At 59.1% G+C, this 25662-nt stretch carries 22 protein-coding genes and 1 pseudogene; 13 read left to right on the top strand and 10 right to left on the bottom strand.

The genetic code is table 11. From position 1 onward, the window contains the following. The first annotated feature begins 149 nt into the window (after nt 1-149). Together LRS06_RS11220 and LRS06_RS11215 are read left to right on the top strand one after the other, a co-directional pair. Nucleotides 150-704 (top strand): RNA methyltransferase, encoded by a 555-nt coding sequence (locus LRS06_RS11220; protein WP_257871570.1) that lies wholly within the window; start codon nt 150-152, stop codon nt 702-704. An 87-nt stretch (nt 705-791) separates the two neighbouring features. Beyond that, nucleotides 792-1634 (top strand): hypothetical protein, encoded by an 843-nt coding sequence (locus LRS06_RS11215; RefSeq protein WP_257871569.1) that lies wholly within the window; start codon nt 792-794, stop codon nt 1632-1634. 80 nt (nt 1635-1714) lie between these two features. On the opposite strand, the gene LRS06_RS11210 is transcribed toward LRS06_RS11215, so the two are convergent. Then, nucleotides 1715-4216 (bottom strand): T9SS type A sorting domain-containing protein, encoded by a 2502-nt coding sequence (locus LRS06_RS11210; protein ID WP_257871568.1) that lies wholly within the window; start codon nt 4214-4216, stop codon nt 1715-1717. A gap of 205 nt (nt 4217-4421) precedes the next feature. Here LRS06_RS11210 and LRS06_RS11205 point away from each other — a divergent pair, with 205 nt between their 5' ends. After that, entirely contained in the window at nt 4422-7016 is a 2595-nt protein-coding gene (locus LRS06_RS11205; protein ID WP_257871567.1) for a M36 family metallopeptidase, read from the top strand. A gap of 66 nt (nt 7017-7082) precedes the next feature. Beyond that, nucleotides 7083-7871: a J domain-containing protein gene (locus LRS06_RS11200; protein ID WP_257871566.1), complete on the top strand. Its 789-nt coding sequence runs from the start codon at nt 7083-7085 to the stop codon at nt 7869-7871. Between the two features lie 57 nt (nt 7872-7928). On the opposite strand, the gene LRS06_RS11195 is transcribed toward LRS06_RS11200, so the two are convergent. Further along, nucleotides 7929-8696, bottom strand: coding sequence for a TerC family protein (locus LRS06_RS11195; RefSeq protein ID WP_257871565.1), 768 nt, complete (start codon nt 8694-8696; stop codon nt 7929-7931). Nucleotides 8697-8807: 111 nt separating this feature from the next. Beyond that, nucleotides 8808-9299, bottom strand: coding sequence for a YajQ family cyclic di-GMP-binding protein (locus tag LRS06_RS11190; RefSeq protein WP_257871564.1), 492 nt, complete (start codon nt 9297-9299; stop codon nt 8808-8810). A 119-nt stretch (nt 9300-9418) separates the two neighbouring features. On the opposite strand from LRS06_RS11190, the gene LRS06_RS11185 reads away from it, so the two are divergent. Continuing rightward, the gene (locus tag LRS06_RS11185) at nt 9419-9856 is read left to right on the top strand and encodes a GNAT family N-acetyltransferase (protein WP_257871563.1); all 438 of its coding nucleotides are present in this window, start codon (nt 9419-9421) and stop codon (nt 9854-9856) included. Here the strand turns inward: LRS06_RS11185 and LRS06_RS11180 are convergent. After that, a complete protein-coding gene (locus LRS06_RS11180) occupies nt 9853-10158 on the bottom strand; it encodes a DUF962 domain-containing protein (RefSeq protein ID WP_257871562.1) in 306 nt (101 codons plus the stop codon). The genes LRS06_RS11185 and LRS06_RS11180 overlap by 4 nt on opposite strands. 68 nt (nt 10159-10226) lie before the next feature. Here LRS06_RS11180 and LRS06_RS11175 point away from each other — a divergent pair, with 68 nt between their 5' ends. Beyond that, entirely contained in the window at nt 10227-10691 is a 465-nt protein-coding gene (locus LRS06_RS11175; RefSeq protein ID WP_257871561.1) for a PaaI family thioesterase, read from the top strand. 134 nt (nt 10692-10825) lie between these two features. On the opposite strand, the gene LRS06_RS11170 is transcribed toward LRS06_RS11175, so the two are convergent. The 3 genes from LRS06_RS11170 to LRS06_RS11160 form a co-directional block, all read right to left on the bottom strand. Then, entirely contained in the window at nt 10826-11818 is a 993-nt protein-coding gene (locus LRS06_RS11170; protein WP_308239899.1) for an NYN domain-containing protein, read from the bottom strand. Between the two features lie 452 nt (nt 11819-12270). Next, nucleotides 12271-13011 carry a metal-dependent hydrolase gene (locus LRS06_RS11165; RefSeq protein WP_257871559.1) on the bottom strand — a complete coding sequence of 247 codons (741 nt, stop codon included), beginning with the start codon at nt 13009-13011 and terminating at the stop codon, nt 12271-12273. Nucleotides 13012-13060: 49 nt separating this feature from the next. Beyond that, nucleotides 13061-13261: a hypothetical protein gene (locus LRS06_RS11160; protein WP_257871558.1), complete on the bottom strand. Its 201-nt coding sequence runs from the start codon at nt 13259-13261 to the stop codon at nt 13061-13063. Nucleotides 13262-13469: 208 nt separating this feature from the next. Here LRS06_RS11160 and mfd point away from each other — a divergent pair, with 208 nt between their 5' ends. Next, the gene (mfd, locus tag LRS06_RS11155; RefSeq protein WP_257871557.1) at nt 13470-17000 is read left to right on the top strand and encodes a transcription-repair coupling factor; all 3531 of its coding nucleotides are present in this window, start codon (nt 13470-13472) and stop codon (nt 16998-17000) included. Nucleotides 17001-17064: 64 nt separating this feature from the next. On the opposite strand, the gene LRS06_RS25540 is transcribed toward mfd, so the two are convergent. Next, entirely contained in the window at nt 17065-17280 is a 216-nt protein-coding gene (locus LRS06_RS25540; RefSeq protein ID WP_374679424.1) for a DeoR family transcriptional regulator, read from the bottom strand. A gap of 2 nt (nt 17281-17282) precedes the next feature. Further along, nucleotides 17283-18524 (bottom strand): RNA-binding domain-containing protein, encoded by a 1242-nt coding sequence (locus tag LRS06_RS11150; protein ID WP_257871556.1) that lies wholly within the window; start codon nt 18522-18524, stop codon nt 17283-17285. Nucleotides 18525-18591: 67 nt separating this feature from the next. Between LRS06_RS11150 and LRS06_RS11145 the strand changes: the two are divergent. The 6 genes and pseudogenes from LRS06_RS11145 to LRS06_RS11120 form a co-directional block, all read left to right on the top strand. Further along, nucleotides 18592-19089, top strand: a pseudogene (locus LRS06_RS11145) (TRCF domain-containing protein); the annotation flags it as partial. 3 nt (nt 19090-19092) lie between these two features. Beyond that, a complete protein-coding gene (locus tag LRS06_RS11140; protein WP_257871555.1) occupies nt 19093-20337 on the top strand; it encodes a M50 family metallopeptidase in 1245 nt (414 codons plus the stop codon). Between the two features lie 5 nt (nt 20338-20342). Next, on the top strand, nt 20343-20843 hold the full coding sequence (locus LRS06_RS11135) for a hypothetical protein (protein WP_257871554.1): 501 nt from the start codon (nt 20343-20345) through the stop codon (nt 20841-20843). A 698-nt stretch (nt 20844-21541) separates the two neighbouring features. Beyond that, nucleotides 21542-22222, top strand: coding sequence for a hypothetical protein (locus tag LRS06_RS11130; RefSeq protein ID WP_257871553.1), 681 nt, complete (start codon nt 21542-21544; stop codon nt 22220-22222). Nucleotides 22223-22481: 259 nt separating this feature from the next. Next, nucleotides 22482-22691: a GIY-YIG nuclease family protein gene (locus LRS06_RS11125; protein ID WP_257871552.1), complete on the top strand. Its 210-nt coding sequence runs from the start codon at nt 22482-22484 to the stop codon at nt 22689-22691. 405 nt (nt 22692-23096) lie between these two features. After that, complete coding sequence (locus LRS06_RS11120) at nt 23097-24800, top strand: tail fiber domain-containing protein (RefSeq protein ID WP_257871551.1); 1704 nt, start codon at nt 23097-23099, stop codon at nt 24798-24800. Here LRS06_RS11120 and LRS06_RS11115 read toward each other — a convergent pair. Beyond that, nucleotides 24730-25560: an alpha/beta fold hydrolase gene (locus LRS06_RS11115; protein ID WP_257871550.1), complete on the bottom strand. Its 831-nt coding sequence runs from the start codon at nt 25558-25560 to the stop codon at nt 24730-24732. The genes LRS06_RS11120 and LRS06_RS11115 overlap by 71 nt on opposite strands. Nucleotides 25561-25662 lie beyond the last annotated feature (102 nt).

Below are 25662 nucleotides of genomic sequence, written 5' to 3'. Positions count from 1 at the left end.
ATTTGGTTTTCACTGGGAGCAGAAATACGGAAATGAGGGGCAGTACCGGCCCCGGCCTGTCATCGTGGGCGAAGAGAAAGACAACAGGCGAGGGCAGCCGCACAGGCCAAACAGCTGCCACCCGGCCCGGCGTTCCTACCTTTGCGGTCATGCGCAAACTCTCGATGGAGGAGCTGAACCGGCTGACGGTGGCAGACTTCAAAAATACGCGAAAATTCCCCCTCGCCCTAGTACTCGACAACGTGCGCAGCCTGCACAACGTGGGCGCAGCCTTCCGCACGGCCGACGCGTTTGCCATCGAAAAAATCTGGCTCTGCGGCATCACCGGCCGCCCGCCGCACCGTGAAATCACCAAAACGGCCCTGGGCTCTACCGACTCGGTGGTGTGGGAATACGCCCCCACCACGCTGGAGGCCCTGCAGCAGCTGAAGGCCGCCGGCTACGCGCTGGTGGCCGTGGAGCAAACCACCGGCAGCCAGCCCCTACCCGCGTTTGCGGTGGAGCCGGGCCGCCCCTATGCCCTGGTGATGGGCAACGAAGTATTCGGGGTGGAAGACGACGTGCTGGCTTTTTGCGACGCGGCGGTGGAGATTCCGCAGTTCGGCACCAAGCACAGCCTTAACGTGAGCGTAGCGGCCGGCGTGGTACTCTGGGATTTTATCAGCAAGATAAGCAAGATAAAAGAGAGGTTAGATGGAAATTAAATATAATTTTTTCGTTTTAAATTAAAATTATTAGGTTATAAAAAAATGCTTCCTGTTATTTGCTTAAACAAATAAACATAATTTTACATGAAAAAAGTCTTATTCCTCGCCCTTGTAATACCATTCCTAGACAGTTGCGACAGTCAAAAGGAAGTGGCTACCCCTGCAAAAGAAACCAAGGGCTCGAGTAAAGATCGTCTAATTGATGGCGAAGAACCGCTCTGCTCTATGTGTGTCGAGTATGCTGATTTTCACGTAATAGGGGGCAATCCTATCCCTCTTAAGCAAGGAAAGAAGGCTGATTTCACCTGGTGGAATAGTCATGACTTTGATGGTGACCAGCTCTCATTGCAAGGAAATAACATCAGGTATTATTTGGGAACCTCATACTCGGATTCTCCTGGTAGCACAGAGTATGCTGCTCTACAAATACCAAGAGAAATACCTGACGGAAACTATGTAGTGGATATAAGCAGTAAGACTAATCCAAGTATTGGAGCATCCGATTATATTACTGTAGCTGGCGCATATAGTATTGGATATTCTTCAGCAACTCTCTCTGAGACAACATACTCATCCACAACAAAAAAGTATACCTTCTTTAAATCTTTAACTGTCAATTGGGATAGAAGCCTAATTGCATCAAGAAACGTTACTATTTCAATAAGAAAGGAAAATGCTTCGGGGATAAGCCAAGGCTATTATATGAACAAAGGGAGTCTTCCCATACTTGATGGCAATGAGATACCTGATGCTATATATCTTTTTCCTAACAGCGGAAGTCAACAATTGTGGTTAGGTAATGATATGTATGGTAAAAGTTCCATAGACGGTTTTAGTGTAAGAACTGGTGACGTCATTTCAGTGATTATAACAAATCCTGTTGACGGGACTCGTATTTCACATAAGGTAAAGGTAACATCTCTATAAAAATAAACAGCAAGGGCTCTAAGCAGAACGGGCTGCTTCTCATATGAGAAGCAGCCCGTTCTGCTTAGAGCCCTTGCTGTTTATTTCTGCACCATCACGCGCTTGGTCAGCGCATCGGCACCGGTGCCCAGGCTTACCAGGTACAGGCCGTTGGCGAGGCCGCCCAGGTCGATGGTCTCGTGGAGCTGGCCGGGCGTTTCGCGCACGGCCTTGCGCAGCACTTCCTGGCCCAGCACGTTGCGCACCACTACCTGCAGGCCCGGGGTGGCTTTGGCCAGGCGGGCCTGCACCGTGAAGCGGCCGGAAGTGGGGTTCGGGAAGATACTGAAGCCTCCGGTTGCCTGGAGCTCGTCGGCCACGCCAGTCACGGCATCCTGAATGCGCACGTTATCGATGGCCCAGCCCCAGCCGTGAGCAGCCTGGTCGGCGAAGAGGCGGAAGCGCAGCTGCACCACATCGCCACCGGCAAACCTGTCGCGCAGGTTGAGGGTACGGCCCCGGAACAGTGAGGGAGTGCCTACTGCCGTAGAATTGTTATCGTCGTCCATTGCACTTAGGTACGTACTCAGCCACAGTTCATTGGCGCGGGCATCGTAGCCGTCGGCCAGCGGAATCCACGTGGTGCCCCCGTCCTTGCTGCCTTCCACTACCACGTAATCGAAAAACTCAGCGTCTCCGAAAACGGCATCTTCTTCGCCGGGCTCCACCAGCACAATCTCATCAAACTTCACCGTGGCCTCGGCGCGGCTTTCCCGCACCCGGATGGGCACCAGCAGCTGATAGATGTAGTTGCTCTCGTCGTTCTCATCGGTCCCGTCGGGATAAGGATGCGTAGAGTGAATAGCCGAGTTGCTGAAGCCCGTGGGCGTGGTAATGGAGAAGCCGTTGCCCACGAAATCCAGCGGGGCAGTGCTGTTCAGCTCGTTAACGTACGTTACCTGCGCCGCCTTCAGCGACACCACGTTCACCGTGTACAGACCGGTATCGGGGTTGGTGGTTTTGTTCTGGGCCGCCGATACATCCTGTACTACCACGCGGTAGGTGATAACGTCGCTATCCTTGATACCAGCTGGGTTAAGCAAGCCGGTGTAGGTATACTCGTCGGTTTTAGTGAGCGGAATAGGTGTTTGGGCTACTCCATTCACACTGTATTCCACCGTTACGCTGGCTACGCCCACGTTGTCGTCGGCCAGCACCACCAGCTGGAAGGGAAACTGGTTCAGGAACAAGAAGCCCGGCGCCTCGTGCACCACTTCGGGCGCGGTTACGTCGGCACCGACCTTAAAGGTGTACCGCTCCTGAGCCGTCACACCGGGAGCCGGCTTGCCGGGCGCATTGTAGGTACGGCTGGTTTCGTTGTCGCTGGCCGTGAGGTAGTAGCGCACGGTATGGCCCAGGCCCGGGTTGGGAATGGTGGCCGTGTACTCGTTGCCCTGGCCGGTGGCCGTGAGGTTCACCGTCACATCGGCCGCATTGTCGATGGAGTACACCAGCTTGGTGCTGCCAGCTTTCACTGTGCCGTCGCTTTCGATGGTAGCGCGTATCACGAAGTCCTGAGCCGTTTCGGTGTCGCGCAGGGGTGTGTGGCGGATAGCGGTGTTAAACCAGCCCATATCATCAAACATCCGCAGCATGATGGGGCCGGGAGCATGAATGGCTTCCGCCGCGCCAATCTGCGGCGTCATCAGGGAGTTCTGGTCGCCCTCTAGGTAAGTACCCTCGTCGAGGTGGGCAATGCTGGAACCCGGCTCGAAGGTGCGGGGCGCGTAGAGGGCCGGGCGGGTGTTATTATTCACCGCCACAGCGCGGGGGCTATTGAAGTACAGCCCTCGGACGCTGGTGATCTGGCTGCCCAGCGCCGTGGAGGGGTTTGGGAAGATGGCAGTATTGGTAAGGCGCTGGCCAGTGGCATTTTCCACGAACGTGTCGTAGACGACCGGCAGCCCGCTAAACCCCTGGCTACCCGTTGAGCCGGTTTTGTTCATTGCATCTACGAAGCCCAGGCCATGGCCCAGCTCGTGCAGCACTACCGACACCAGATCGTGCTTGCCGGCAGGGGTCTTGCCATCGGTACGCAGGTACCAGTTGAACGTGCTATTGAAGCTGGCTTCAATATCCGCCTCGGTTGGCCCGTTCAGTTCCTCTCCGGCAAGCTTTTCGGCCAGTGCAATAGGATACCAGACGTTTGCTTGCGGGGCGCCGCTCACATTCCGGTAAAAGGTGGATGGGCGAGCAGAGCCCAACACGCCGGAGCCCAGCCTGGTCCAGGTGGCACTGATGTGGATGGGCACCTCGCTTTTCAGCTGCGAGGCCCAGATGTCAACCGCAAACTGGAAAGCGGCTTTGGCATCAGCCGGGAAGCCATTGTAGGTGACGATGATGTTGGCCGCCGCCGGAGCCCGCTTTTTCAGGGCCTGGTCGCGCAGAAACTTTTCGGGGGGCGCAATATGGGTGAAGGCATTCTTGCTCGAAGCGTAGCACACGGTGGTACGCCCGGGCGCTGCCTGGGGCTTGATGGCCTGGGCATGGCTTAGCTGCACGCCACTCAGGGCCAGTGCAGCAAGTAGTATACGTTTTTTCATTTACTCAGCAACTAAAGACCATCAGATCTATGAAACGCACTTTCACTAGCTTCAAATGTACTGAACTTCGTTGGCACCCACCACACCGCCCCGCCAGAATCTGGTTGTTAACAAAGCCTGATACAAGCAGTTGCCAGAGGCTGATGCTTCTTTAAACTCTTGTATATTTACTTTTCTAACCTGTTGCCAACTTTCATTTGTTTCCGTGAAAACACTTTTTACCAGCCTTTGCGCAGCCACGCTTCTGGGCCTGGCAACCCCCGTAGCGCTGTACGCCCAAGCGCCGGCCGCCAAAGCCCAGCAGTACCTCACGGCGCATTATACTCAACTGGGCCTACAGCCCGCCGACGTGCAGGACCCGGCCGTGACGGATGCCTATACAGACGAAGCCACCGGCCTGACCCACGTGTACCTGCGTCAGCAGCACCAGGGCCTGCCGGTGCTGGGCACCGAAATGGGCCTGCATTTCGATGTGCAGGGCAACCTGCTAACCCGAACTGGCCGCTTCGTGGCCGACCTGGCCCATAAGGCTCCGACAGCCACGGCCAGTCTTTCGGGAATAGAAGCCACCCTGGCGGCAGCTCAAAATCTGCACCTTACCCCTGCGACCCTGAAGGCAGTTTCCACCGCTCAGAGCCGCTCGGCCCGCCTCACGCTCCGGGACGAAGCCTTGTCAAAGGAAGCTATTCCCGTGGCTCTGATGTACTCGCTCGGCGACGACAACCAGGTGCACCTGCTCTGGGAAGTAACCCTGCACCCGCCGCGCAGCAAGCAGCAGTGGCACATGCTGGTGGATGCCACTACGGGCCGCGTTGTACAGCAGCACGACCGGAACAAGCACGAGAAGCTGCTGCCGCCAGCCCCTTCCGCCATCGACCAGCTGGCTACCCCGCAGCCAACCCGCAGCAACCGTCCCAGCGCCGACAATGCCAGCTACACGGTATTTGCCATTCCCACCGAAGGGCCGTCGTTTGGAGGGCGCACAACCGTGCGTAACCCCGCTGATGTGCAAGCCTCGCCCTACGGCTGGCACGATACCAATGGCACCGCCGGAGCGGAGTTTACCACCACGCGGGGTAACAATGTGCAGGCGTACGTGCTCGATGCCAATAGCCGCCCGGCCTATTTCAGTGGTGGTACCAGTCTGGCATTCAACCCGGCTTACGACATGCAGAAGTCACTTGCCGATAACCGGGATGCGGCCGTGGTGAACCTGTTTTATATGAACAACATCATGCACGATGTTTTCTACCACTATGGGTTCCGGGAGGAAAGCGGCAACTTCCAGGTCAAAAACTACACGGGCAAAGGCCGAAGCAACGATGCCATCCGGGCAGTAGCGCAGGATCCGGAGGATGTTTACAATGCCTATTTCGTGCCCAGCGTAGATGGCACCTCCCCACAGATGCACATGTTCATGTGGCCGGCTCCCAACCCGACTACCATGAAGGTGACCAGCCCGGCTTCCATTGCCGATACGTACCCGGCTGCTACCAGCGCTATTGGTCCGGCCCTGCCGCCGACCACGCCCTTAACGGGCAAAGTAGTATTGGTAAACGATGGCAGCTCCACTCCTACGCTGGCCTGCAGCGGTATGCTCACCAATGCCAGCGCCGTGAAAGGCAACATTGCCCTGCTGGACCGCGGCGACTGTGAGTTTATTGAAAAGGTGCGGACGGCTCAGAATGCCGGTGCTATTGCCGTTATCGTTATCAACAACGTACCCGATGAGCTCATCACCATGAGCGGAGATGAGCAATTCGACGTTCCCAGCCTGAACATCACGCTGGCCGCCGGCGAGCTACTGAAGGCGCGCCTGAAAGCCGGTGAAACCGTTACGGTAGAGCTGCTCAGCCCGCCCAAAAAATACGTAGACCGGGACGGCTCCTTCGACAACGCTATTGTTTCTCATGAGTACACCCACGGCATCACCACCCGGCTTACCGGTGGCCCGTCTACCGCTGGTTGCCTGGAAAATGATGAGAACATGGGCGAGGGCTGGAGCGACTTTGTTGCCCTGTGGCTTACTACCCGCCCCGGCGACAAGGCCACTACCCCGCGGAGCGTAGGAACTTACGCGGTAGGGGAAGCTACCGATGGCGAGGGGATTCGCCTCAAGCTCTACACCACCGATATCACCGTCAACGACTATACCTATGCCATCATTGGCAAGCCCTACACTGAAACGCACGATATCGGCGAGGTGTGGGCCACGGTTCTGTGGGATTTGAACTGGGCCATGATTGAGCGCTACGGCTACGATGCCGACGTATACCGGGGCACCGGCGGCAACAACAAAGCCATGCAGCTGGTGATGGAAGCCCTGAAGCTCCAGCCCTGCAGCCCCGGCTTCCTGGATGGCCGCGACGCCATTCTGGCCGCCGACAAAGCCCTTTATAAATCGGCCAACGAGGACCTGATCTGGCGCGTGTTTGCCCGCCGCGGCATGGGTACCGATGCCGTACAGGGCAGCAGCAAGTCGGTGAAGGACAACAAGGCGGGCTTTGCGGTGCCAGCCGCACTGGCCACCAAAGCCACCCTGAGTGCCGCCTCGGTGGAAGTGTATCCCAACCCGGCCAATGACGTGCTCACGGTCCGGACGTTTGGCTTGAGTGCCGCCCCGGTGCAGGTAGAGGTGCTGTCGGTGGTAGGCTCCCTGCTGCGCACTGTTTCCGTTTCGGCGGCCCAGGCGCAGGTCGGCACTACCCTCGACCTGAGCCAGCTGGCCAATGGCGTGTATATGGTGCGCGTTACCACGCCTCAGGGCACACTCACCAAAAAGGTGATGGTGCGCCATTAATCTGTTCATTAGTATTTTCAAAAACCCGCCTGACTGACTGTCGGGCGGGTTTTTCTATGAATCAGTATGACAACGCATTACACTGTACTAGAGGTCGGGGAGCAGGCATCGGCAACTGAAATCCGGCGGGCCTACCTGCGGCTGGTGCAGCTTACCCACCCCGACCGTACCCCGGACCCCGCCGCCCATCAGCGCTATCTGGCCGTCAACGAAGCCTACGAAACGCTTTCGGACCCTGCTCGCCGGCAGCGCTACGATCTGACCTTACAGCGGGCCCGACAGCCAACAGTTGCGACTCCGCCTCCGGCTGCTGCTTCCGAGCCGCCGCCCAAGCGGGCTCCGCCCCCGGTAGCATTTGGGCGCCGGACCAGAATCCGCATTCGTCAGGCATTCGATTATAGTGCCTATGCCGGCCGTGCCCGGCGCTGGTGCCAGCTACTGCTGCTGCTACCGGGCCTTATCCTGGCCGATTACTTTCTGCTCCGCAGAGACGTGCAGGCAGCCTTCCTTTCGCTCGACGACCGCACCGCTCAGGAGTATGTCGAGCCGGGCAGCCACCTGGTAGGCACCTCCCACGGGCGCTTCATCACCCCGACCGACATTCCCCTCACCACTGCGTACCTGCAGCTGCGAATTTCACCGCTTTGCCGTTTTGTGTTTGCGGCGCGGCTGCCCGACGGCACGCCCGTGCCGGTACGCGGCGGGCCCAGCGTTCTGGTTTTTTTCAGCGGGCTGCTGGTGCTGCTGGCCGCTGCCGGCTGGGCCGTCCGCAGCCCGATGGCGTGCGTGAATCTGGCTATTATTGCTTCGATGGTAGCGCTGCTGGTAGTGTTGATGCTGCTCAAACACCTATAAAAAAGGCCCGCAACAACATGTTGCGGGCCTTTTCTTTGCTGAGTTTATTAGCTGCTGCTAGTCGAAGCGGGAGTCGCGCAGGTGCACGGGGTCAGCTTTCTTGCGCAGACGCATATTAAGAACTTCCACCATCAGGGAGAAGAACATAGCAAAGTAGATGTAGCCTTTCTCGATTTCCTTGTGGAAGGCTTCCATCACCAGCATCACCCCAATCATAATCAGGAACGAGAGGGCCAGCATCTTGATGGTGGGGTTGCGGTTCACGAAATCGGCCACAACGCCCGAGAAAACCAGCATTACGCCCATCGACAGCACCACGGCCAGCACCATGATCATCACGTTGTCGACCAAGCCCACGGCCGTCAGGATGGAATCGAAGCTGAATACGATGTCGATGAGCACAATCTGCACGATGATGCCGCCCATGGACTTGTAAACGGCGCCGCCGGCTTCATTTTCCTCCTCACCCTGCAGCTTGGTGTGGATTTCGGTGGTGCTTTTGGCAATCAGGAACAAGCCCCCAATCAGCAGGATAATATCCCGGCCCGTCACGCCAAAGTCGTGGTCGGCCCACGGCACGTCGAGGTGAAACAGCGGCGCCTTCAGCCCCACAATCCAGGAAATGCTCATCAGCAGCAGGATGCGGATAACCAGCGCCAACACCAGCCCGATGGTGCGCCCCCGCTTTTGCTGAGACGGGTCGAGGCGGTTGACGATGATGGAAATGAAGATGATATTGTCGATGCCGAGCACGATTTCCATGAACGTGAGCGTAAGCAGGCTCACCCAGGTTTGCGTCTCGGAAAAAACAGAAAGGTCGAACATGGTGTTTAATGTGCGAAAGTGGAAAATGTGCTGATGTGCTGATGAAGAGGAATGTGCCGCCATGCTGCTGCCAGAAAAAGCCTCAGCACATTTCCGCATTAGCGCATTGAATTAGCTCTTCATATTCACGAACTGCAGGGGCTGGCCTACCTCGGCACGGCGGACGGCGGCAATAGCGGCCTGCAGGTCGTCGATTTTCTTGGCCGTCACGCGCACCTGGTCGTCCTGCATCTGCGCTTCCACCTTCACCTTGGCATCCTTGATGGCCTTGATGATTTTACGCCCCACTTCCTTGTCGACCCCGGCGCGCACTTTCACGGTTTTCTTCACCAGCGCGCCGCTGGGCAGCTCCTCTTCCGAAAAGTCGAGCACGGTGCCATCAATGCCCTGCTTCACAATGCGCGTCAGCAGAATATGCTCCAGGGCCTGAATGCGCATGGAGTTTTCGGAGGAAAGCAGAATGGTGTTGGCCTTCTTATCCAGCTCGATGCCGCCTTTGGTGTCGCGCAGGTCGTAGCGGGTCTGGAGCTCTTTTTTGGCCGTGTTCACGGCATTTTCCAGGGTTTGCGGATCAACTTTGCTGACGATATCGAAGGAGGCCATGGGCAGAAACGGAGAAGGGAAAGAATATCTTGCGGCAGTGAAGCGCCAAAGGTAGGAGTTTGACCGCATGCGCGGCCGGGCTCCGGCGCGCTGTTCTCCCTTCAACGTGAAGTACCCCTATGCGCGTTACTACGCCCCAGCTTTCCACTGAGTGGGCCGCCTACTACCAGCTTCGCTACCTGGTGCTGCGCCAGCCCTGGCAGCAGCCCCCCGGCTCGGAGCGCGCCCCCGACGACGATGCGCCCGGCACCGTGCACGCCGTGGCGCTGGCCGATGACGGCTCGGTCATCGGCGTGGGCCGGCTGCACGCCGCTACGGCCACGCAGGCGCAGGTGCGCTTTATGGCCGTGCACCCGGCCTGGCAGGGAAAAGGCGTGGGCGGGGTGGTGTTGACGTATCTGGAAAAAGAAGCCCGGCAGCGGGGCCTGACGGAATGCGTGCTGCAGGCCCGGGCCGCGGCGGTGCCGTTCTATGAGCGCGCTGGCTACGTGGTGGTAGTGCCTTCGCACATGCTGTTCGGCAGCGTGCCGCACTTTCTCATGCGCAAGGAGCTTTAGAACCGCTCCCGCCCGCGCCACAGGTCGAAGTATAGCCTGAAGTCGCCGCGCAGGGAAAACCATGGGTGCTGGAAGGTGGCGGGCCGGTTGTGCTCCACAAAAAAGTGCCCGACCCAGGCCAGCCCGTAGGCCGCTGCCACGCCCCATAGCAGCAGGATGGGCTTTAGCAGCACCAGCGCCGCCACGGCACCCACCAGAAACAGCGACGTACCCACAAAGTGCAGCACGCGGGTGCCCCGCTGCTGGTGGTCACGCAGATAGCGCGGGTAAAACTCGGCGAAGGTGAGAGGCAGGGCGGACATGGCAGAAGTCTTTACCCAAAGAAGCCTAACTTTTCGGTCAAAGTCCAATCTTCTTGCTTCTGCCCTCCATGGAATCCCTGCCCGACGTGGCCACGCTGGTGGCCATCTACAACCAAATGAACCAGTATGGCCGCACCAACGGCATGACCCTGCACCTGCTCAGTCCCGGCCAGGTGGAATATACCATGACGGTGCTGCCCGAGCACCTGTCTTCGCCCGGCACCTGCCACGGCGGCGTGCTGGCTGGCCTGATGGATGCCGCCCTGGGCGCGGCGGCCCTTTCCCTGGCCTTCACGGAAGGTGAGCTGGTTTCTACCGTCGAGTTCAAAATCAATTACCTGCACCCCGTGCGGCTGCACGACCAGCTGGTGGGCCGCGCCCACGTAGTACACAGCGGCAAAAGCCTGGTAGTAACCGATGGCGACATCTTCTGCGCCACCCGGGAGGTGGTGGTTGCCCGCGGGCTGGGCACCTTCAACCGCTACCCCGCCACCAAGCGCGACTTCCACGACCTGCTTTTTCCCAGTGAGTGATTTGGTGAATAAGTGCGTCTGTTCAGCGCTTCACTTTCTCAACACCATTCACTCAATAAAAAAACGCCGGCTTGCCTGGTAAACAGGCAGCCAGCGTTTTTTCAGGGCCGAACTACAGAAAAGAGAGCAGAAACTTAGTAGCGCGAATCAGCCGACTCGTGCGTTTCTTCTTCGGAAGAATTCTCTTCCTCTTCGTCATCAAACTGCGGGGCTTCCACTTTGCGCACGTTGCGGGCACAGTCTTCGTCACGATGGTTGCGGCCTACCGTAAACTCCACCCAGTCGCCTTCGTGCAGGTCGTTGAAATCACCTTCCGCCATATCGGCGTAGCTGAAGAACAGGTTGTTGGGGGGCATCACCACGAAACCGAAGCCGTTCTTCAGGTTTTTGATGGTGCTGATGCCTACCGTACCTACCGGGCCAGCGGCCGTGGGGCCCGTGGGGCGCACCGGCTTGGTGGGCGTGTAGGGTGCCGGCTCGGGCGTGCTCACGAACATGTCCTCGATCAGCGGGTCGTTTTTGGCCAGACGCTCGTCGATTACTTCGTGCATGAGCACGGGGTAGGTGGCGTGGTCGAGCAGCTGCTGCGAGGGGCGCGTTACGCGACTTTCGCCTTTGAAATCGGTGTACTTGAAGTCCCAGCTCAGCAGCATCACGCGGGTACCCACGGTGTTGAGCTTCTTTACTAGCGGCAGGTAGTCCGAGTCGCCGGCGATGAGCACAATTACGTCGAAGCTCTTGTGCAGGGCCAGCTCCAGGGCTTCCAGCGACAGCCATACGTCAATCCCTTTTTCCTGCAGACGACCGTCGCGGGTTTTCAGGGCCATGTAGTGCGTGGTAACACCCAGGTTCATCAGGATGTCGTCCAGGAGCCGGTCATGGAACAGGCGGTCCTTGTCGCGGGCCTCCGTGGCGCTCAGGCGCCCCCGGAAGAAGTGGGCATCCGTAATCTGACAGAGGCGCACGTCGGTATCTTCGTCTTCAGCAACCTGATGGCGGATAAACTCGTGCAGCCCTTCCAGGCTGATACGGGCTTTCCGGTCGTGTTGGAAGTAGTAGTAATCACTGATCTTCAGGAAATAATTGCCGTCGTAGAAGACGCCTATCCGGATCAGTGGGCTATTCATCTGATTCATAAACAAGGAACGCGGGTTAGAGTGAGCGGAAAATGATCAACAAACAGGTGTGTGAGAAAGGGTTGGAGAGCAGAAGGGCGGTAGTTCGGAGCTTCCCGAAGAGGCAGGAGGCGGTCAAAGGTACGAAGGAAGCATAAAATACATAATATAAATTTAATATGATAACTAATTGACTATATGAGTAATTACCAAAAAGACTTTTCCTGTATAATCCTATTTCGATACGTTGAAGGGGGTTAATTGGAGTGGCCGGCTGCTGTTGTACTTGAAAGTGTAGGCCGTTAAGCAAAAGTAAATAACCCCGGTTTTATTCGCCCACCGTGTCCGACCTAGCCCGCACGTCACCCTCCCAACTAAAGACAAAGCAGCCACCCAACCAGTTGCATCCCGCCACCAGCACAAAGGTAGGTTTACTGACCCCAAGTCACCCAACAGCATTTTGGTTAAAAGCCCATTTTCCCGACTACCAGACCCAGCACCAACAACCCATACCCCGCGCAGATAGCCACCTCCAGAAAATTACCGCTTTTGGAGCCCGTCCGGATCAGCGGAATTTTCAGGCTAACGTTAAGAAGCGGCATAAAGTATTTCACGCCGGCCTTAGTGAGCGTATCGGCCAGCAGGTGCGAGAGGTAGCCGCCGCCCGCAAACAGCGCCACGCCGTGCCAGCCCAGGCTTTGGTTGGCCAGGTGCCCGATGTACGTCCAGAGCGCCGCCGCCCAGATGGTGTGCGTCCAGGTGCGGTGCGAGGTGTAGGGTGCCACCGCCACAAAGCAGCCCAGCATGCTCAGCCACACATACTCGGTGTAGAGGCCCGCCACTACCGTACACAGCCCGGTGAAGAGCAGCGCCAGCTTGCGCGTGGCGTCGCCCTGCATGGCCGCCCCAATCAGGCCAAACGCCAGGGCAGCCGTGAAGCCCATGCGCCGGTCGGGGCCGGGCGGCAGCAGAAAGTGCGTGTACGCCGCCAGCGCCGCGGCTACCAGCACAAATGCCCAGCGCACATAGTTCTGCGCAAAGCCCAGCCGTTTGCTGAGCCGGGAGCCAGGGTGGTCGAGGTCGGGTGCCAGGGACGAAAAGCCAGCCAGGGCAATACCCGCCGGGGAGAATGGCACGCCCGGCACTAGGCCCGCAATGGCCACGCCGGTTATCAGGCCAATGGCCAAATGAGAAGATCCGCGCACGAAGAATACCTAAGCAACCAGGGAAACCACGAAGGTACACTCCCGCCGGCTATGGTTGCGCCGCCGCGCCACGCAGGGTGCAGGCCGCCCAGGGTCGGGCGCTGCCGCGGGTATAGGGCCGGGGCTTTTGCACGTCGGCCAGGCAGCGCCGCTGGTAAACAGCCAGCCAGGCATGATGGGTCTGCTGGCGCATTTCCCAGGCGTTGATGTCGAATTCGGGGTCCTCGGCCGGGTTACGGGTGGGGTCCATGGGGTGTGGGAATTAAGGGGTAGGTAGGCAGAGCAGGCTATGTGGCACCTAATATAGGAATTTAGGAATAAGCTCCACCATATCCGCCACCCTTGGGCTTCGCGGAAACTTTCGGAGCTTGCCGGCGGTATTGTTGCTGCCCAGTGCCCGACCGGCTTTCCGCCCGGCCGGGCTTCTGTTATTTCCGTCTCCGCTAGCTTTTTGTGCTTTGAAGGTCTCCGATTTTCTGAAGTTATACGCCCTCGACTCCACTACCCTCACGGTGGGCGCCCGCCTGAACCCGGCCACGCGCAATACCCTGCGCGGGGCCGTCAAGGCCGAGGCCAGCGCCACCCGTCTGCACTTGCGCGGCCTCATCGGCTCCCAGGATGCCGTGCTGGCCGCCGCCCTGCACCAGGAGTTCCCCGATCAGCACCATCTGTTCATCCTCCACGACCGGGATGAGGCCGCTTACTTCCTGGCTGACCTCCAGCACCTGGTGCCCAACGAGGAGCCCCTGCTGTTCCCCACCTCCTACAAGCGCCCCTACTCCTTCGACGAGACGGAAAACGCCAACGTGCTGATGCGGGCCGAGGTACTCAACAAGCTCAATAGCCACCGCGGACCCAAAACCAGCGCCGAGCAGGCCTCCGAGGATGCCGAGGATGCCCTGCCCGAAGGCTCAGAAAAAAGCCAGAAGGGCAAGAAAATCAGCATCAAGGACACGGCCGGGGCGCTTATTGTCACTTACCCGGAGGCTTTGTTCGAGAAGGTTATCAACAAGAAAAGCCTGGTGGCCAACACCTTTCTGGTGAAGGTGGGCGACAAGCTGGACGTGAATTTCGTGAGTGAGATGCTGGCGGAGTACGACTTCGAGCGGAGCGACTTTGTGTACGAGGCCGGCCAATTTGCCGTGCGCGGGGGCATCGTGGACATCTTCTCCTACGCCAACGAGTTGCCCTACCGCATCGAGCTGTTCGGGGACGAGGTGGAAACCATTCGCACCTTCGACCCCGAAAGCCAGCTGTCGGTGGAGAAGCGCCAGCAGGTGAGCATCATCCCCAACGTGCAAACCAAGCTGCTCCAGGAAACCCGGGAGGCCTTCCTCGACTTCATTCCGCCCAACACCACCATCTGGGCCAAGGACGTGCGCCAGACCCTGGACGTGGTAGACGAGTACTTCGACAAGGCCGAGCACGGCTTCAAGGAGCTGCTGGCCGCTTCGGGCGGCACCCAGGTGGTGAGCAAGCCCGACGACCTGTTTGAGACGGGCAAGTCCCTGAAGAAGCTGCTCGACGGGTTTGCGGTGGTGGAGTTCGGCAAACGGTTTCACTACAAGGCCGGGGCCGAGGAGTTCCAGTTCAGCGCCAAGCCTCAGCCCAGCTTCGGCAAGGACTTCAACCGCATCGTCAAAAACCTGCACGACAACCAGAAGAAGGGCTACACCAACATCATGGCCGCCGAGCAGGTGCGCCAGGCCGACCGCCTCCGCACCATCTTCGACGAGCTGGACAACAACGTGCAGTTCCAGCACCTGCTGCTGGGCCTGCGCGAGGGGTTCATCGACGAGACGCTGAAGCTGGTCGTGTACACCGACCACCAGCTGTTTGAGCGCTACTACCGGGCCCAGGAAACCCGCAAGTTCTCCAAGAAAAAGGCCCTTACCCTCAAAGAACTGCGCACCCTCGTGCCTGGCGACTACGTGGTGCACCAGGACTACGGCATTGCCCGCTTTGCCGGCCTTACGCAGGTCGAAATCAACGACCGGCTCCAGGAAGCCATCCGGCTGGTGTACCGCGACGACGACGTGCTGACCGTGAGCATCCACGCCCTGCACAAGATTGCCAAGTACTCGGGGGCCGAGGGCGCCCCGCCCACCATGAGCAAGCTGGGCTCCCCGGAGTGGGAAAACAAGAAGAAGTCCGTCAAGAAAAAGGTCAAGGACATTGCGGCCGAGCTCATCCGGCTCTACGCCAAGCGCAAAACCGCGCCCGGCCACGCCTTCGCCCAGGACTCCTTTATGCAGGCCGAGCTGGAATCGAGCTTTATCTACGAGGACACCCCCGACCAGGCCAAGGCTACCGAGGACGTGAAGCGCGACATGGAAGTGCCCCACCCCATGGACCGCCTCGTGTGCGGCGACGTGGGCTTCGGCAAAACCGAAGTAGCCATCCGGGCCGCCTTCAAGGCCGTGGCCGATGGCAAGCAGGTAGCCATGCTGGTGCCCACCACCATCTTGGCCATGCAACACTACAAAACCTTCCGCGAGCGGCTCGGCAACCTGCCCGTGACGGTGGAGTACGTCAACCGCTTCAAGACCTCCAAGCAAATCAAGGAAACCCTGGGCCGGGTGGCCGACGGCAAAACCGACATCCTCATCGGCACCCACCGCCTCACCAACAAGGATGTGCAGTTCAAGGACCTGGGTTTGCTGGTGATTGACGAGGAGCAGAAGTTCGGGGTGAAAACCAAGGACAAGCTCAAGGAAATCAAGGTGAACGTGGACACGCTCACCCTCTCGGCTACGCCCATTCCGCGCACGTTGCACTTCTCATTGATGGGCGCCCGCGACCTATCGGTTATTGCCACGCCCCCGCCCAACCGCCAGCCGGTGCAGACGGAACTGCACGTATTCGATGAGCTGCTGATCCGCGACGCCATTTCGCGGGAGTTGAAGCGGGGCGGGCAGGTATTCTTCGTGCACAACCGCGTGAAGGACATCGAGGAGCAGGCCAGCCTGATTCTGCGCCTCGTGCCCGACGCCCGCGTGACCTACGTGCACGGCCAGATGGACGGCGACCTGCTGGAAAAGCGCATGATGAAGTTCGTGGACGGGGACTACGACGTGCTGGTGGCCACCACCCTCATCGAGTCGGGCCTCGATATTGCCAACGCCAACACCATCCTCATCAACCGCGCCCACATGCACGGCCTCTCCGACCTGCACCAGATGCGGGGCCGCGTGGGCCGCTCCAACAAAAAGGCCTACTGCTACCTGCTCACGCCCCCGGTGGCCGGCCTGCCCTCCGACGCCCGCAAGCGCCTGAGCACCCTCGAAGAATTCTCCGACCTGGGCGCGGGCTTCAACGTGGCCATGCGCGACCTCGACATCCGGGGCGCGGGCAACCTGCTCGGCGGCGAGCAGTCGGGCTTCATCAACGACCTGGGCTTCGAAACCTACCACCAGATCCTCGACGAAGCCGTGCAGGAGCTCAAGGAAACCGAGTTCCGCGACCTGTTCCTCGGCGACCCTACCCAGCGCCTGCAGGAAGCCGCCGGCACCGGCCGCCCCAAGGAGTGCAACATCGAAACCGACCTGCAAATCCTCATCCCTGACCACTACGTGACCAGCGTCTCGGAGCGCCTGCAGCTGTACAGCAAGCTCGATCGGGCCAAAAACCCCGAGGAGCTGCGCAAGGTGCTCACCGGCATGATAGACCGCTTCGGCCCCCTCCCCGCCGAGGTAGAGCAGCTCGCCGACATCGTGCGCCTGCGCTGGCAGGCCTGCCAGGTGGGCTTCGAGAAGCTCACCCTCAAGAAGAACCTGCTCAAAGGCTACATCCCGGCCACGGGCAACGAGGCCTACTTCCAGGGCGACACCTTCGGTAATATCCTCTCCTACGTGCAAACCCACACCCGCTCGGCCTCCATGAAGGAGCGCAAGGAACAGCTCATCCTCAGCATCGAAGACGTGAAGAACGTGCAAGCCGCCAAGCGCATCCTCAGTGAGTTAGGCAGTGAGGAGGCGGTGGGGATGTAACGCAGGGTCACGGGCGGACATGAAACGGACACGGGCGGACATCAGATGTCCGCCCGTGTCCGTTTCATGTCCCTACGTCCAGTTGTTCCCACGCTTCATGCAACTCATATGCATTACCGTTGAGCACGACTAACTCTTGCTCCCGCAGGATAGCCATGTCTCGCCGAATTGTTCTGGCGGTAACATTCACTAATGTGGCTAGTTGGGAGGATGTCTGCAAACCTCTTATCCTTAAAATCTCTAACTCAATAGCTAGTCTGCTTTGAACTGCAGAAGGCAAACCTAAGCCGGATAAAGCACTAGCAACTTCACGAGAAAAACAAAACCCAAAGGGTCACTGACTGTCGAAGTAGGGATTGGTATTATCGTTCTGAATACGTCTTCCTCAATAAACCCCGCTTGCTTGCCTGGTGCATACTCCCTTAACCCAATGGTGACGTTGCGAATACCAGATCCTAATTCATCTACCCGGCCCAGTTGCCCGAAAAAGTTGGCAATAGTAGGATTTTTCGGAAACGGAGCGAACTGCTCCGGATTGATAGGGCCATAATGGGTGGGCTTGTTCGCATTGCGTACTTCTACCCGGTCAGCATAGATAATAAAACTGGCGGGCGTAGGATTGATGTACTCCCGATGCACAATGAGGTTGCCAACTACCTCCCGGAAAATAAAATCTCGCAGGCTGCTGCGCAGGCCATTCTGCAGAAAGAACTTGTCCGGCAGATGACGAGTCGTGAAATTCATTAGCTGGTCGTAGGCATCGAGCAGATTTGTCCGAATATCCACCCGGTCATCATACCGGTCCATATCCTGCCGGCGCACTAGCGCATCAATCCGGTAATGGGGCAATACATTCTGGATTACCTCGTCCCGTCCCAGCAGTAAAGCCGCCGCCAGCGTGAATCCCTCTTGTCCAGTCTGATAGTCCCGTTTCCATAGTCCCGACTGCCGCATAAACTCCAGATCATCCAGCGCCAGCCACGGATGATTCGCGCGGTTGTTTCGGATAAGCGTACGGACCCGAGGCAACAATTCCGGCCTCAAATCTTCCATGCGCAGAAACTGATAAATCCGTCCTTCGGTGTAGAAGCTACTTTTGCGAACGTATAGTTGACTAATATCGGTGTCGCTTGTAACGCGAAAATCTCCTTCGTGGCCTCTATCAAACACCACGTTGTCGCACCGATGTACTTGTGAGCTTTGCGGCACATATACGTACAATAGTTGTTGGCCATCCAGAGATATTTCGGTTAGCTCCAACAGCATCGCCGGGTGCAGCTTGTTCGGGTTATTGCTGAGCGTGGTGAAGTCCCGTTTTAGTTGCTCCACCAAACCTGCAGCTACTCCTTGTACCTGTCCATCATCCCGCACGCCGAGTATGAGATAACCACCCTGGCGGTTCAGGAAGGCACAAACCGTTTCGAAAGCATCACGCGGTATGCCCTTGCGTGCCTGCTTAAACTCTACTGAAATACCTTCTCCCTGCGCAAGTATCTGTTGCAGTTCCTGTGCCGCTAACGCCATACGAAAGTCGAAACGATGAGACGCAAAGGTAACTGCCCACGCAGACTCATACACTCAGGCCTCGGAGCGCCTGCAGCTGTACAGCAAGCTCGATCGGGCCAAAAACCCCGAGGAGCTGCGCAAGGTGCTCACCGGCATGATAGACCGCTTCGGCCCCCTCCCCGCCGAGGTAGAGCAGCTCGCCGACATCGTGCGCCTGCGCTGGCAGGCCTGCCAGGTGGGCTTCGAGAAGCTCACCCTCAAGAAGAACCTGCTCAAAGGCTACATCCCGGCCACGGGCAACGAGGCCTACTTCCAGGGCGACACCTTCGGTAATATCCTCTCCTACGTGCAAACCCACACCCGCTCGGCCTCCATGAAGGAGCGCAAGGAACAGCTCATCCTCAGCATCGAAGACGTGAAGAACGTGCAAGCCGCCAAGCGTATTCTCAACAAGTTAGGGCGTGAGGAAACGTGGGGTTTAAATAGCAATTCCCCTTTAGATAGGCGCTGTTTCTTCGGGAATAGCGCCTATTTTTATTACCCCCAATTTATCCTTAAGCACTGTACTACCTTCGGTAATTAATTTATGCTCGACTTCTCAAAGCCTGATACGCCTGAATCTTCACTTACTCCTGAGCAACTGAAGCAAAAGAAGAGACGGCAAGGGATATTCAATCTAGCCTTTTTGCTGGGCCCGCTGCTGTGGCTAAAAGGCGCTGACTGGTTTACCAGCATCTCCTCCCAGGCCGAAGCCTTACACTTGCCCTGGCCTGTTTTGCTATTGTTTTGGCTGATTGCGCTTGTGCTTGCCAATTTCCTGGTCGTCATTATCCATGAGCTAGGCCATGTAGCAGGGGCACTATCAGCAGGCTTTACAGTAGTATCTTTTACCGCCGGCATTTTACATCTGGAGCGAAAGGCAACTGGCTGGCAAGCTCGCCTGCAGAGGCTTGTGGCTAAAGTGGGCGGTATGGTTCAGGTGTACACCACTCACTACGACCACTTACGCCGCCGGTATATGCTGGTAGTAGCCGCTGGTCCGGCAGCTAACCTGCTCAGTGGTAGCTTGGCCTTACTACTCTTAGCAGCTTTACCCGAGTCGTTTGGTAGCACCCCAGAGAATAGACTACCTGAGTATCTGTTCTCCACACTCCTTTCTATTTTCGGTTGGATATCCATCGTGCAAGGAGTCCTGGGGTTCGTGCCTGTGAGAACTACTACCGGCTATATTCAGGATAGCCTCATGCTGTCGCATATGCTCCGACGGGATAAAGCCATGTATCAGCAGCTGTTCCTGCTGCAGCTCTCGGGGTCATCTTACCAAGGCACTCGGCCGCGTCTGTGGAATACCGAATGGGTACAAGGCCTTCTAGCGCATAGCAGCGAAACCATCGGTGAGAATGTGCTGGACTGTTATGCCCATTCCTGGGCCTATATCTATTTCGATGATTGCCAGGACTTGGATAGCGCCCGGCGGCACCTGAATGAGGCGCTGGATCGGAAGCACCTTGCCTCAGCCGAGGTGCAACAGTATCTGTTCTGTGAAGCGGCTTACGTAGCGGCCCTGCGTACCCACGATGTAGAGCAGGCGCGTCATTGGCTGAACCGTGCCCAACAAGTGAAGCCTTTCACGGCGCAGGAGGGGCTTTTTGCCCAAGCAGCCGTGTTGTGGGCCGAAGGAAACACTCCCCAGGCAGAAGCCTTTCTTCAGGCTGCGCACAAGCAGCTGCAGGATGCTATAGATACAGGCTCAAAGCTTCAGTCAACAGACCGAATGCAGGAGCTACAATCACGCCTTCAGCAGACAACTTCCGCAACGGTATCAGCCTAGTGAATATGCCTATCCGCCTCAAACCCATCAACTGGCGCTTGCTGGCCCTGCACCTGCTGGGTATCCCGTTTCTGGTGCTGGGTGCGCGACAAGTAGCCACAATTCCCTATACAGAGATAATAGAGCTATATAGAATGGGAGGCATGAAGGCTATTTTCGATGCACCTCTTTCCCATCTAGCAGAAGAGATAAATGGATTGTTGGTGAGCCAGGTATATTCTTGGTTCTTAGCTATTTTGGCGAGCTGTGTTTTTTCAGCACTAGTGGTATGGCATAGGCGCGAAAGCAAGCTACTGCCCGTTGCGCTGTTTGGACTCGCCATACTCACTTCCTGGACGCACTACGACGAAAGCATGGCTGTCAAGAGGGGCTTAGCCTTTCTGCAGTGGCCATTTGAAGCGTGGCCGCTGGCTACTCGGCTGGGGATTGTAGGCTCAGCGTTACTGATGCTGGGATTTTTGCCATTTCTGTTCACGTGGCAGCGTCCGGTACAAGAGCGAAACTGATCTAAGTAACTCAGCCGCACCCGCGTCAAAGGCACTCCCACCCCATCTGGCGCGAGCTTGTAGCTCGTGCCCACAATGACGATGAGGTTGTACCTCATCTGCCGCCGGGCAGCAATTCGGCCTTGCGCTAGTCGTTCCAACAGGTGAGGCCAAGCCTAACGTCAAGTAAGGCACGAGCTACAAGCTCGCGCCAGGAGTGCAGCATGCTATACAATGCTCCCACCCCGCTTCTCCTGTAGCCTGAAGCTGCCGCAGCAACGCGGCCAAGCTCGTCGCACCCGTGACAGAGCCTGCCGCGCCTCCGCCACTCCCTTCCGCACCCGGTATAGCCAGTCGCGCCACTGATATGGCCTCTCGCATGGCCGACAAAGCGCCTCGCACGGCCGCCACTGCCTATCGCACGCCGGTCAGCGGCCATCGCACGGCCGCCACTGCCAATCGCACGCCAGTCAGCACCCATCGCAAGGCGGTCAGCGGCCATCGCACGACGGTCAGCACCTATCGCAGAGGCGCCACGGCCTGTCGCACGCTGGTCAGCGGCCATCGCATGAGCGACAGTGCCCTTCGCACGCCCGCCACCGGCCTTCGCAGCCCGGTCAGCGCCCGGCGCGGGGTAGCGCAACATATTTCCGCCGCCGCCTTCACAACCAGTTGTCTATATTCCTATATTCCCCTTACACTTTAACCCTCATCCTCTTATGACCGACAAGCAACGGGCCCGGCTGGCAATGCTGCAAGCCACCCTGGGCGTCCTCACCGACCACACCCCCCTCTACCTCACCAACAAGGCCCTCACCGCCGCCCGCCTTTCCCTGGCCGCGCTGGTCGCCGGCCTCGACCCCACCGCCGCCACCCAGCAGGCCGCCGGCGCCGCTCCCAAGCCCGGGGCCGTCAAGCAGAAAACCAAAGCCCGGCTGGCCAGCCTCACCGCCGAAACCGCCGCGGCCCTCCTCGCCTACGCCGACGAAATCCAGGACATCAGCCTCCACACCGACGCCGACTATACCGAAAAAGGCCTCCTGCGCGCCACCGACAACGACCTGCCGCGCATCGCCAAAAACATTCACACCCGCGCCAACGAGCTGCTCACGCCTCTCAAGGAGCAGGGCGTCACCCAGCAGGAGCTCACCGATCTGGCTGCCGCCCTGGCCGCCTTCAAGGCCGAGCAAGCCGCCCCCCGCGTCAGCACCGCCGATACCAAGGCCCAGAACGCCGCCCTGGCCGCCGATCTGCGCACGGCCACCGCCCTGCTGCGCAACCGCGTCGATAAGTACCTGGTGCGCTACCGGCGGCCCCAGCCCGGGTTTCACACCGCCTACCAGTCGGCCCGCCAGATCATCAACACCGCCGCCAGCAAGGAAAAGCCCACCCCTGCCTAGCCCCCGTGGCCCGGTTGCACAGCTGGGCAGTTGCGCAGTTCGGAAGATGCACAGTAAACAAAGCAACCACCGCAACCAAATACACCGTCATGCTGAGCGAAGCGCAGCGTAGTCGAAGCATCTCTACCGCTTCGTTGCATTGCTATATGATTAGCCAGAGGTAGAGATGCTTCGACTTCGCTGCGCTTCGCTCAGCATGACAAGAGGCTTAGGAGGGCGAGCCGCTCAGCATGACGTTCTAAATGTCTTCGTATCGTCTATGTACGTCTACATCCTGACCAACCCGACCCAAACCGTACTTTACATTGGCGTGACGAATGGCCTCAAGCGTCGCCTGTATGAGCACAGCCAGGGCCGCGGCGATGCAGGCAAGTTCACCGGGCGGTACCAATCGGATTTGCTGGTGTACTACGAGCAGTGCCCCGACGCAACGCAGGCCATTGCCCGGGAAAAGCAGTTGAAAGGCTGAACCCGACAAAAGAAAGACGCTCTGATTGCGGCGTTCAACCCCAGTTGGCAACCCATAGACCTGGAGACTTGGGAAGGCTGACCCCAACGAAGCGGTAGAGAGACTTCGACTCCGCAGACGCCAGATCAAGCATGACGTTCTGGAAAGCATTACGTCCTTTTTGCTGTCCAAAGAAGTAGCCCCCGCGTTTCCTTATTGCCTGTCGCCCCCTATCCTTTCGCACTATCTATTGCAGCAGCCGCGCCCGGCTTCCCACCAGGGAGGTCGGGCGTTGTGCTGCCCCTCGCACCGGTCCCGACAAACCAGGAATGGTCATCTACTGGTACTTTGCAGTTGTTTACTACCATATCCCGGCGGCATCCAGGCCCGGGCGCTAATTTGCCCCTCCACTGCCACCTTACTTCTATGAAACACGGCTACCTTTTCCTGACCGGCCTCTGTGCCCTGCTCGCCACCACTGCCCGGGCCCAAACCGGCGGGGTTCGCATCGGCACCGCCGGCACGCCCGATGCCAAAGCGGTGCTCGACCTCTCCGCCACCGACAAGGGCCTGCTCATTCCCCGCCTCGACTCGGTCCAGCGCGTCGGTATCACCTCCCCCACCGATGGGCTAATGGTATTCCAGACCGATGGCCGCACCGGCTTTTGGTACGCCATGAGCGGCAGCTGGAACTTCATCCCCAACAAAACCCGCTCGGGCGACAACCTCGGTAACCACGTCGCCACCCAAAACATTGTACTGAACGGTAAGCGCCTGGTGGGCGGCACGGCGGCCACGCCCGGCACCGTGGGCCTGAGCGTAGATGCCAACGGCCTGGCACGCCTGGGCAACGGCTACATCCGCCCTGTCAATAACTACAGCAACGGTATAGGCCTGCATATATCCAACGCCGATGCCGGCCTACTGATGCGCACGAGCATCGGCATGGGACCCCAGGATCCACCCTTCTCCGGACAGGGCGACCGGCTGATGTGGACCAGCTTCTACGGGGCCTTCCGCGCCGGGGGCGTCGGCGGGGACCAGTGGGACGGGGCGAATGCCGGCTTCTACTCCGCCGCCCTGGGATATGACAACGTTGCCGCTGGCTTCTATTCCTTCGCGGCAGGGTACGACAATGAGGTGCGCGGCCACTACAGCACGGCTCTGGGCCGCAGCAACGCCGTATCGTCGCTATCTGATGCCGGGCTGGTCTTTGGCCGCAGCTGCCGCGTCTCTGACAGCTACAGCGTGGCCGGGGGTTATTTCAACAAAGCCCAGGGCGAGTCGGCGGTGGCGCTGGGGCAGCGGTGCACCGCCAACGCCGACTACGCTATTGTCATGGGCCGCTACGCTTCAGCCGGCACCCGCAGCGGCACCTTCACCATTGCCGATGGCTCGATCAACGACTCGCTCAAAGCCTCGGTCAACAACCAGTTTTCGGCCCGCTACGCCGGGGGCTACCGCCTGTTTCCCAACAGCAACATGAGCTTGGGTGTATCCCTGGCCGCGAACGGCAATTCCTGGCAAATCACCTCCGACTCCACCAAAAAGGAGCTAGTGCGCCTGGCCGACGGCAACCGGTTTCTGGAGCAGATCAACCGGATGCGCCTGGGCTCGTGGAACTACAAGGAGCAGGACCCGCGCACCATGCGCCACTATGGCCCCATGGCCCAGGATTTCTACGCCGCCTTCGGCCACGACGCCCTCGGCACCATCGGCAACGACTCCACCATCAACCAGGCCGACTTCGACGGGGTGAACCTGATTGCCATCCAGGCCCTGTACCGGCAGGTACTGGAGTTAAAAGCCGACAACGCCCGCCTGCGCCAGCAGGGTGCAGCAGATGGGCCAGCAGCAGAACCTGCCGGCCCCGGCTACTACGGCAGCCCTGGAGGAGCGCCTGCGCCGCCTCGAAGCCCAGCTTGGCGCCCAGGCCCAGCGCTAGAGCCCGCTCTACAACCACCCCATCCTGACGCGGGCCACACCCGGCCCAAAACCACAACGCCCCCAACCAGGCGGCTGGGGGCGTCAATCGAAGCAGCCTACTTAGCCGCCAAAGCTACCCCGCCGCCGTACGGGCCGAAGGTACGTTTGCGGCCACTGCCTGCTTGCCCGTCACCGACAAAATAAGCTGCACGGTTTCGGCAGGCTGGTCCCAGTGGGGGAAGTGCCCGCACTGGTCAAACCAGTACAGCGTCGCATCCGGAAAGGCTTCCACCGCCCGCCCCGCCTGGCTGGGAAAGCACACCCTATCCTGCCGCCCCCACCCAATCACCAGCGGCTGACGCAGGCTGCCCGCGGGCAGGCCCTGCTGCCTGGGCCCGTACACTAGGTCGCGGAGCACTTCGTCGTACACGGAAGTGCGCGCAATGCTGCGCAGCTCCCGCAGCGCCCGGTGAGCCGGTACCGCCCAGGGCCGCACCGAGAACTGCGCCAGCAGCACCGTCCGCCCCAAGGTATAGCTGGTGATAGTAGGCAGCACGGGGTCCAGGGTGCGCAGCAGGCGTACCGAGGCCGCGCCAGAGTAGTAGAAGAAAGGCGTCTGCCAGCCCTCCCAGAAGCCCCCAGGGTCCAGCGACACCACCGCCCCCACCACCCCACGCCGGGCCAGCTCCAGCACCACCCGCGCCCCCATCGAGGAGCCCACGCAGTCGATGCCCTCCAGTTGCTCGTCACGCAACCAGTCCGCCACGGCATCAGTCAGGCCCAGAAAGGTATTGGTGCCCGGTAGTGCGGGCGTTTGCCCGTGCCCGGGCAGGTCTATAGCTACCACCTCGCGGTGCGCGGCCAGCTCATCGAGAATGGGCTCCCAGGAGTGCCAGGTACTCCCAATGCCATGAATGAGCAGCAGAGGCTTGCCGGTGCCGCGGCGGATATGATGCAGTTCCATACGTAGGATCAATGAAGGGTTCAGCAATGCCAGCCCCTGCGCGTGCTGTTTCGCCCGAGGCCAAGGCAGCACGCGCAGGGGCCGGGAACCTAGTACGCAGCC

It is taken from the genome of Hymenobacter sp. J193 (assembly GCF_024700075.1).
Taxonomy (GTDB): Bacteria; Bacteroidota; Bacteroidia; order Cytophagales; family Hymenobacteraceae; genus Hymenobacter.
Note: the sequence above shows the minus strand (reverse complement) of the source record. Positions and strands in the feature narration are given on the sequence as shown.

Excerpts from the sequence above, each read along its gene's own strand:
- LRS06_RS11185 (WP_257871563.1), top strand. The coding sequence starts at position 9,419 with ATGCGCGTTACTACGCCCCAGCTTTCCACTGAGTGGGCCGCCTACTAC.
- LRS06_RS11160 (WP_257871558.1), bottom strand. The coding sequence starts at position 13,261 with ATGGACCCCACCCGTAACCCGGCCGAGGACCCCGAATTCGACATCAAC.
- LRS06_RS11190 (WP_257871564.1), bottom strand. The coding sequence starts at position 9,299 with ATGGCCTCCTTCGATATCGTCAGCAAAGTTGATCCGCAAACCCTGGAA.
- LRS06_RS11120 (WP_257871551.1), top strand. The coding sequence starts at position 23,097 with ATGAAACACGGCTACCTTTTCCTGACCGGCCTCTGTGCCCTGCTCGCC.
- LRS06_RS11180 (WP_257871562.1), bottom strand. The coding sequence starts at position 10,158 with ATGTCCGCCCTGCCTCTCACCTTCGCCGAGTTTTACCCGCGCTATCTG.
- LRS06_RS11195 (WP_257871565.1), bottom strand. The coding sequence starts at position 8,696 with ATGTTCGACCTTTCTGTTTTTTCCGAGACGCAAACCTGGGTGAGCCTG.
- LRS06_RS11135 (WP_257871554.1), top strand. The coding sequence starts at position 20,343 with ATGCCTATCCGCCTCAAACCCATCAACTGGCGCTTGCTGGCCCTGCAC.
- LRS06_RS11220 (WP_257871570.1), top strand. The coding sequence starts at position 150 with ATGCGCAAACTCTCGATGGAGGAGCTGAACCGGCTGACGGTGGCAGAC.
- LRS06_RS11215 (WP_257871569.1), top strand. The coding sequence starts at position 792 with ATGAAAAAAGTCTTATTCCTCGCCCTTGTAATACCATTCCTAGACAGT.
- LRS06_RS11150 (WP_257871556.1), bottom strand. The coding sequence starts at position 18,524 with ATGGCGTTAGCGGCACAGGAACTGCAACAGATACTTGCGCAGGGAGAA.
- LRS06_RS11130 (WP_257871553.1), top strand. The coding sequence starts at position 21,542 with ATGACCGACAAGCAACGGGCCCGGCTGGCAATGCTGCAAGCCACCCTG.
- LRS06_RS11210 (WP_257871568.1), bottom strand. The coding sequence starts at position 4,216 with ATGAAAAAACGTATACTACTTGCTGCACTGGCCCTGAGTGGCGTGCAG.
- LRS06_RS11125 (WP_257871552.1), top strand. The coding sequence starts at position 22,482 with ATGTACGTCTACATCCTGACCAACCCGACCCAAACCGTACTTTACATT.
- LRS06_RS11140 (WP_257871555.1), top strand. The coding sequence starts at position 19,093 with ATGCTCGACTTCTCAAAGCCTGATACGCCTGAATCTTCACTTACTCCT.
- LRS06_RS11170 (WP_308239899.1), bottom strand. The coding sequence starts at position 11,818 with ATGAATAGCCCACTGATCCGGATAGGCGTCTTCTACGACGGCAATTAT.
- LRS06_RS11200 (WP_257871566.1), top strand. The coding sequence starts at position 7,083 with ATGACAACGCATTACACTGTACTAGAGGTCGGGGAGCAGGCATCGGCA.
- LRS06_RS11175 (WP_257871561.1), top strand. The coding sequence starts at position 10,227 with ATGGAATCCCTGCCCGACGTGGCCACGCTGGTGGCCATCTACAACCAA.
- LRS06_RS11115 (WP_257871550.1), bottom strand. The coding sequence starts at position 25,560 with ATGGAACTGCATCATATCCGCCGCGGCACCGGCAAGCCTCTGCTGCTC.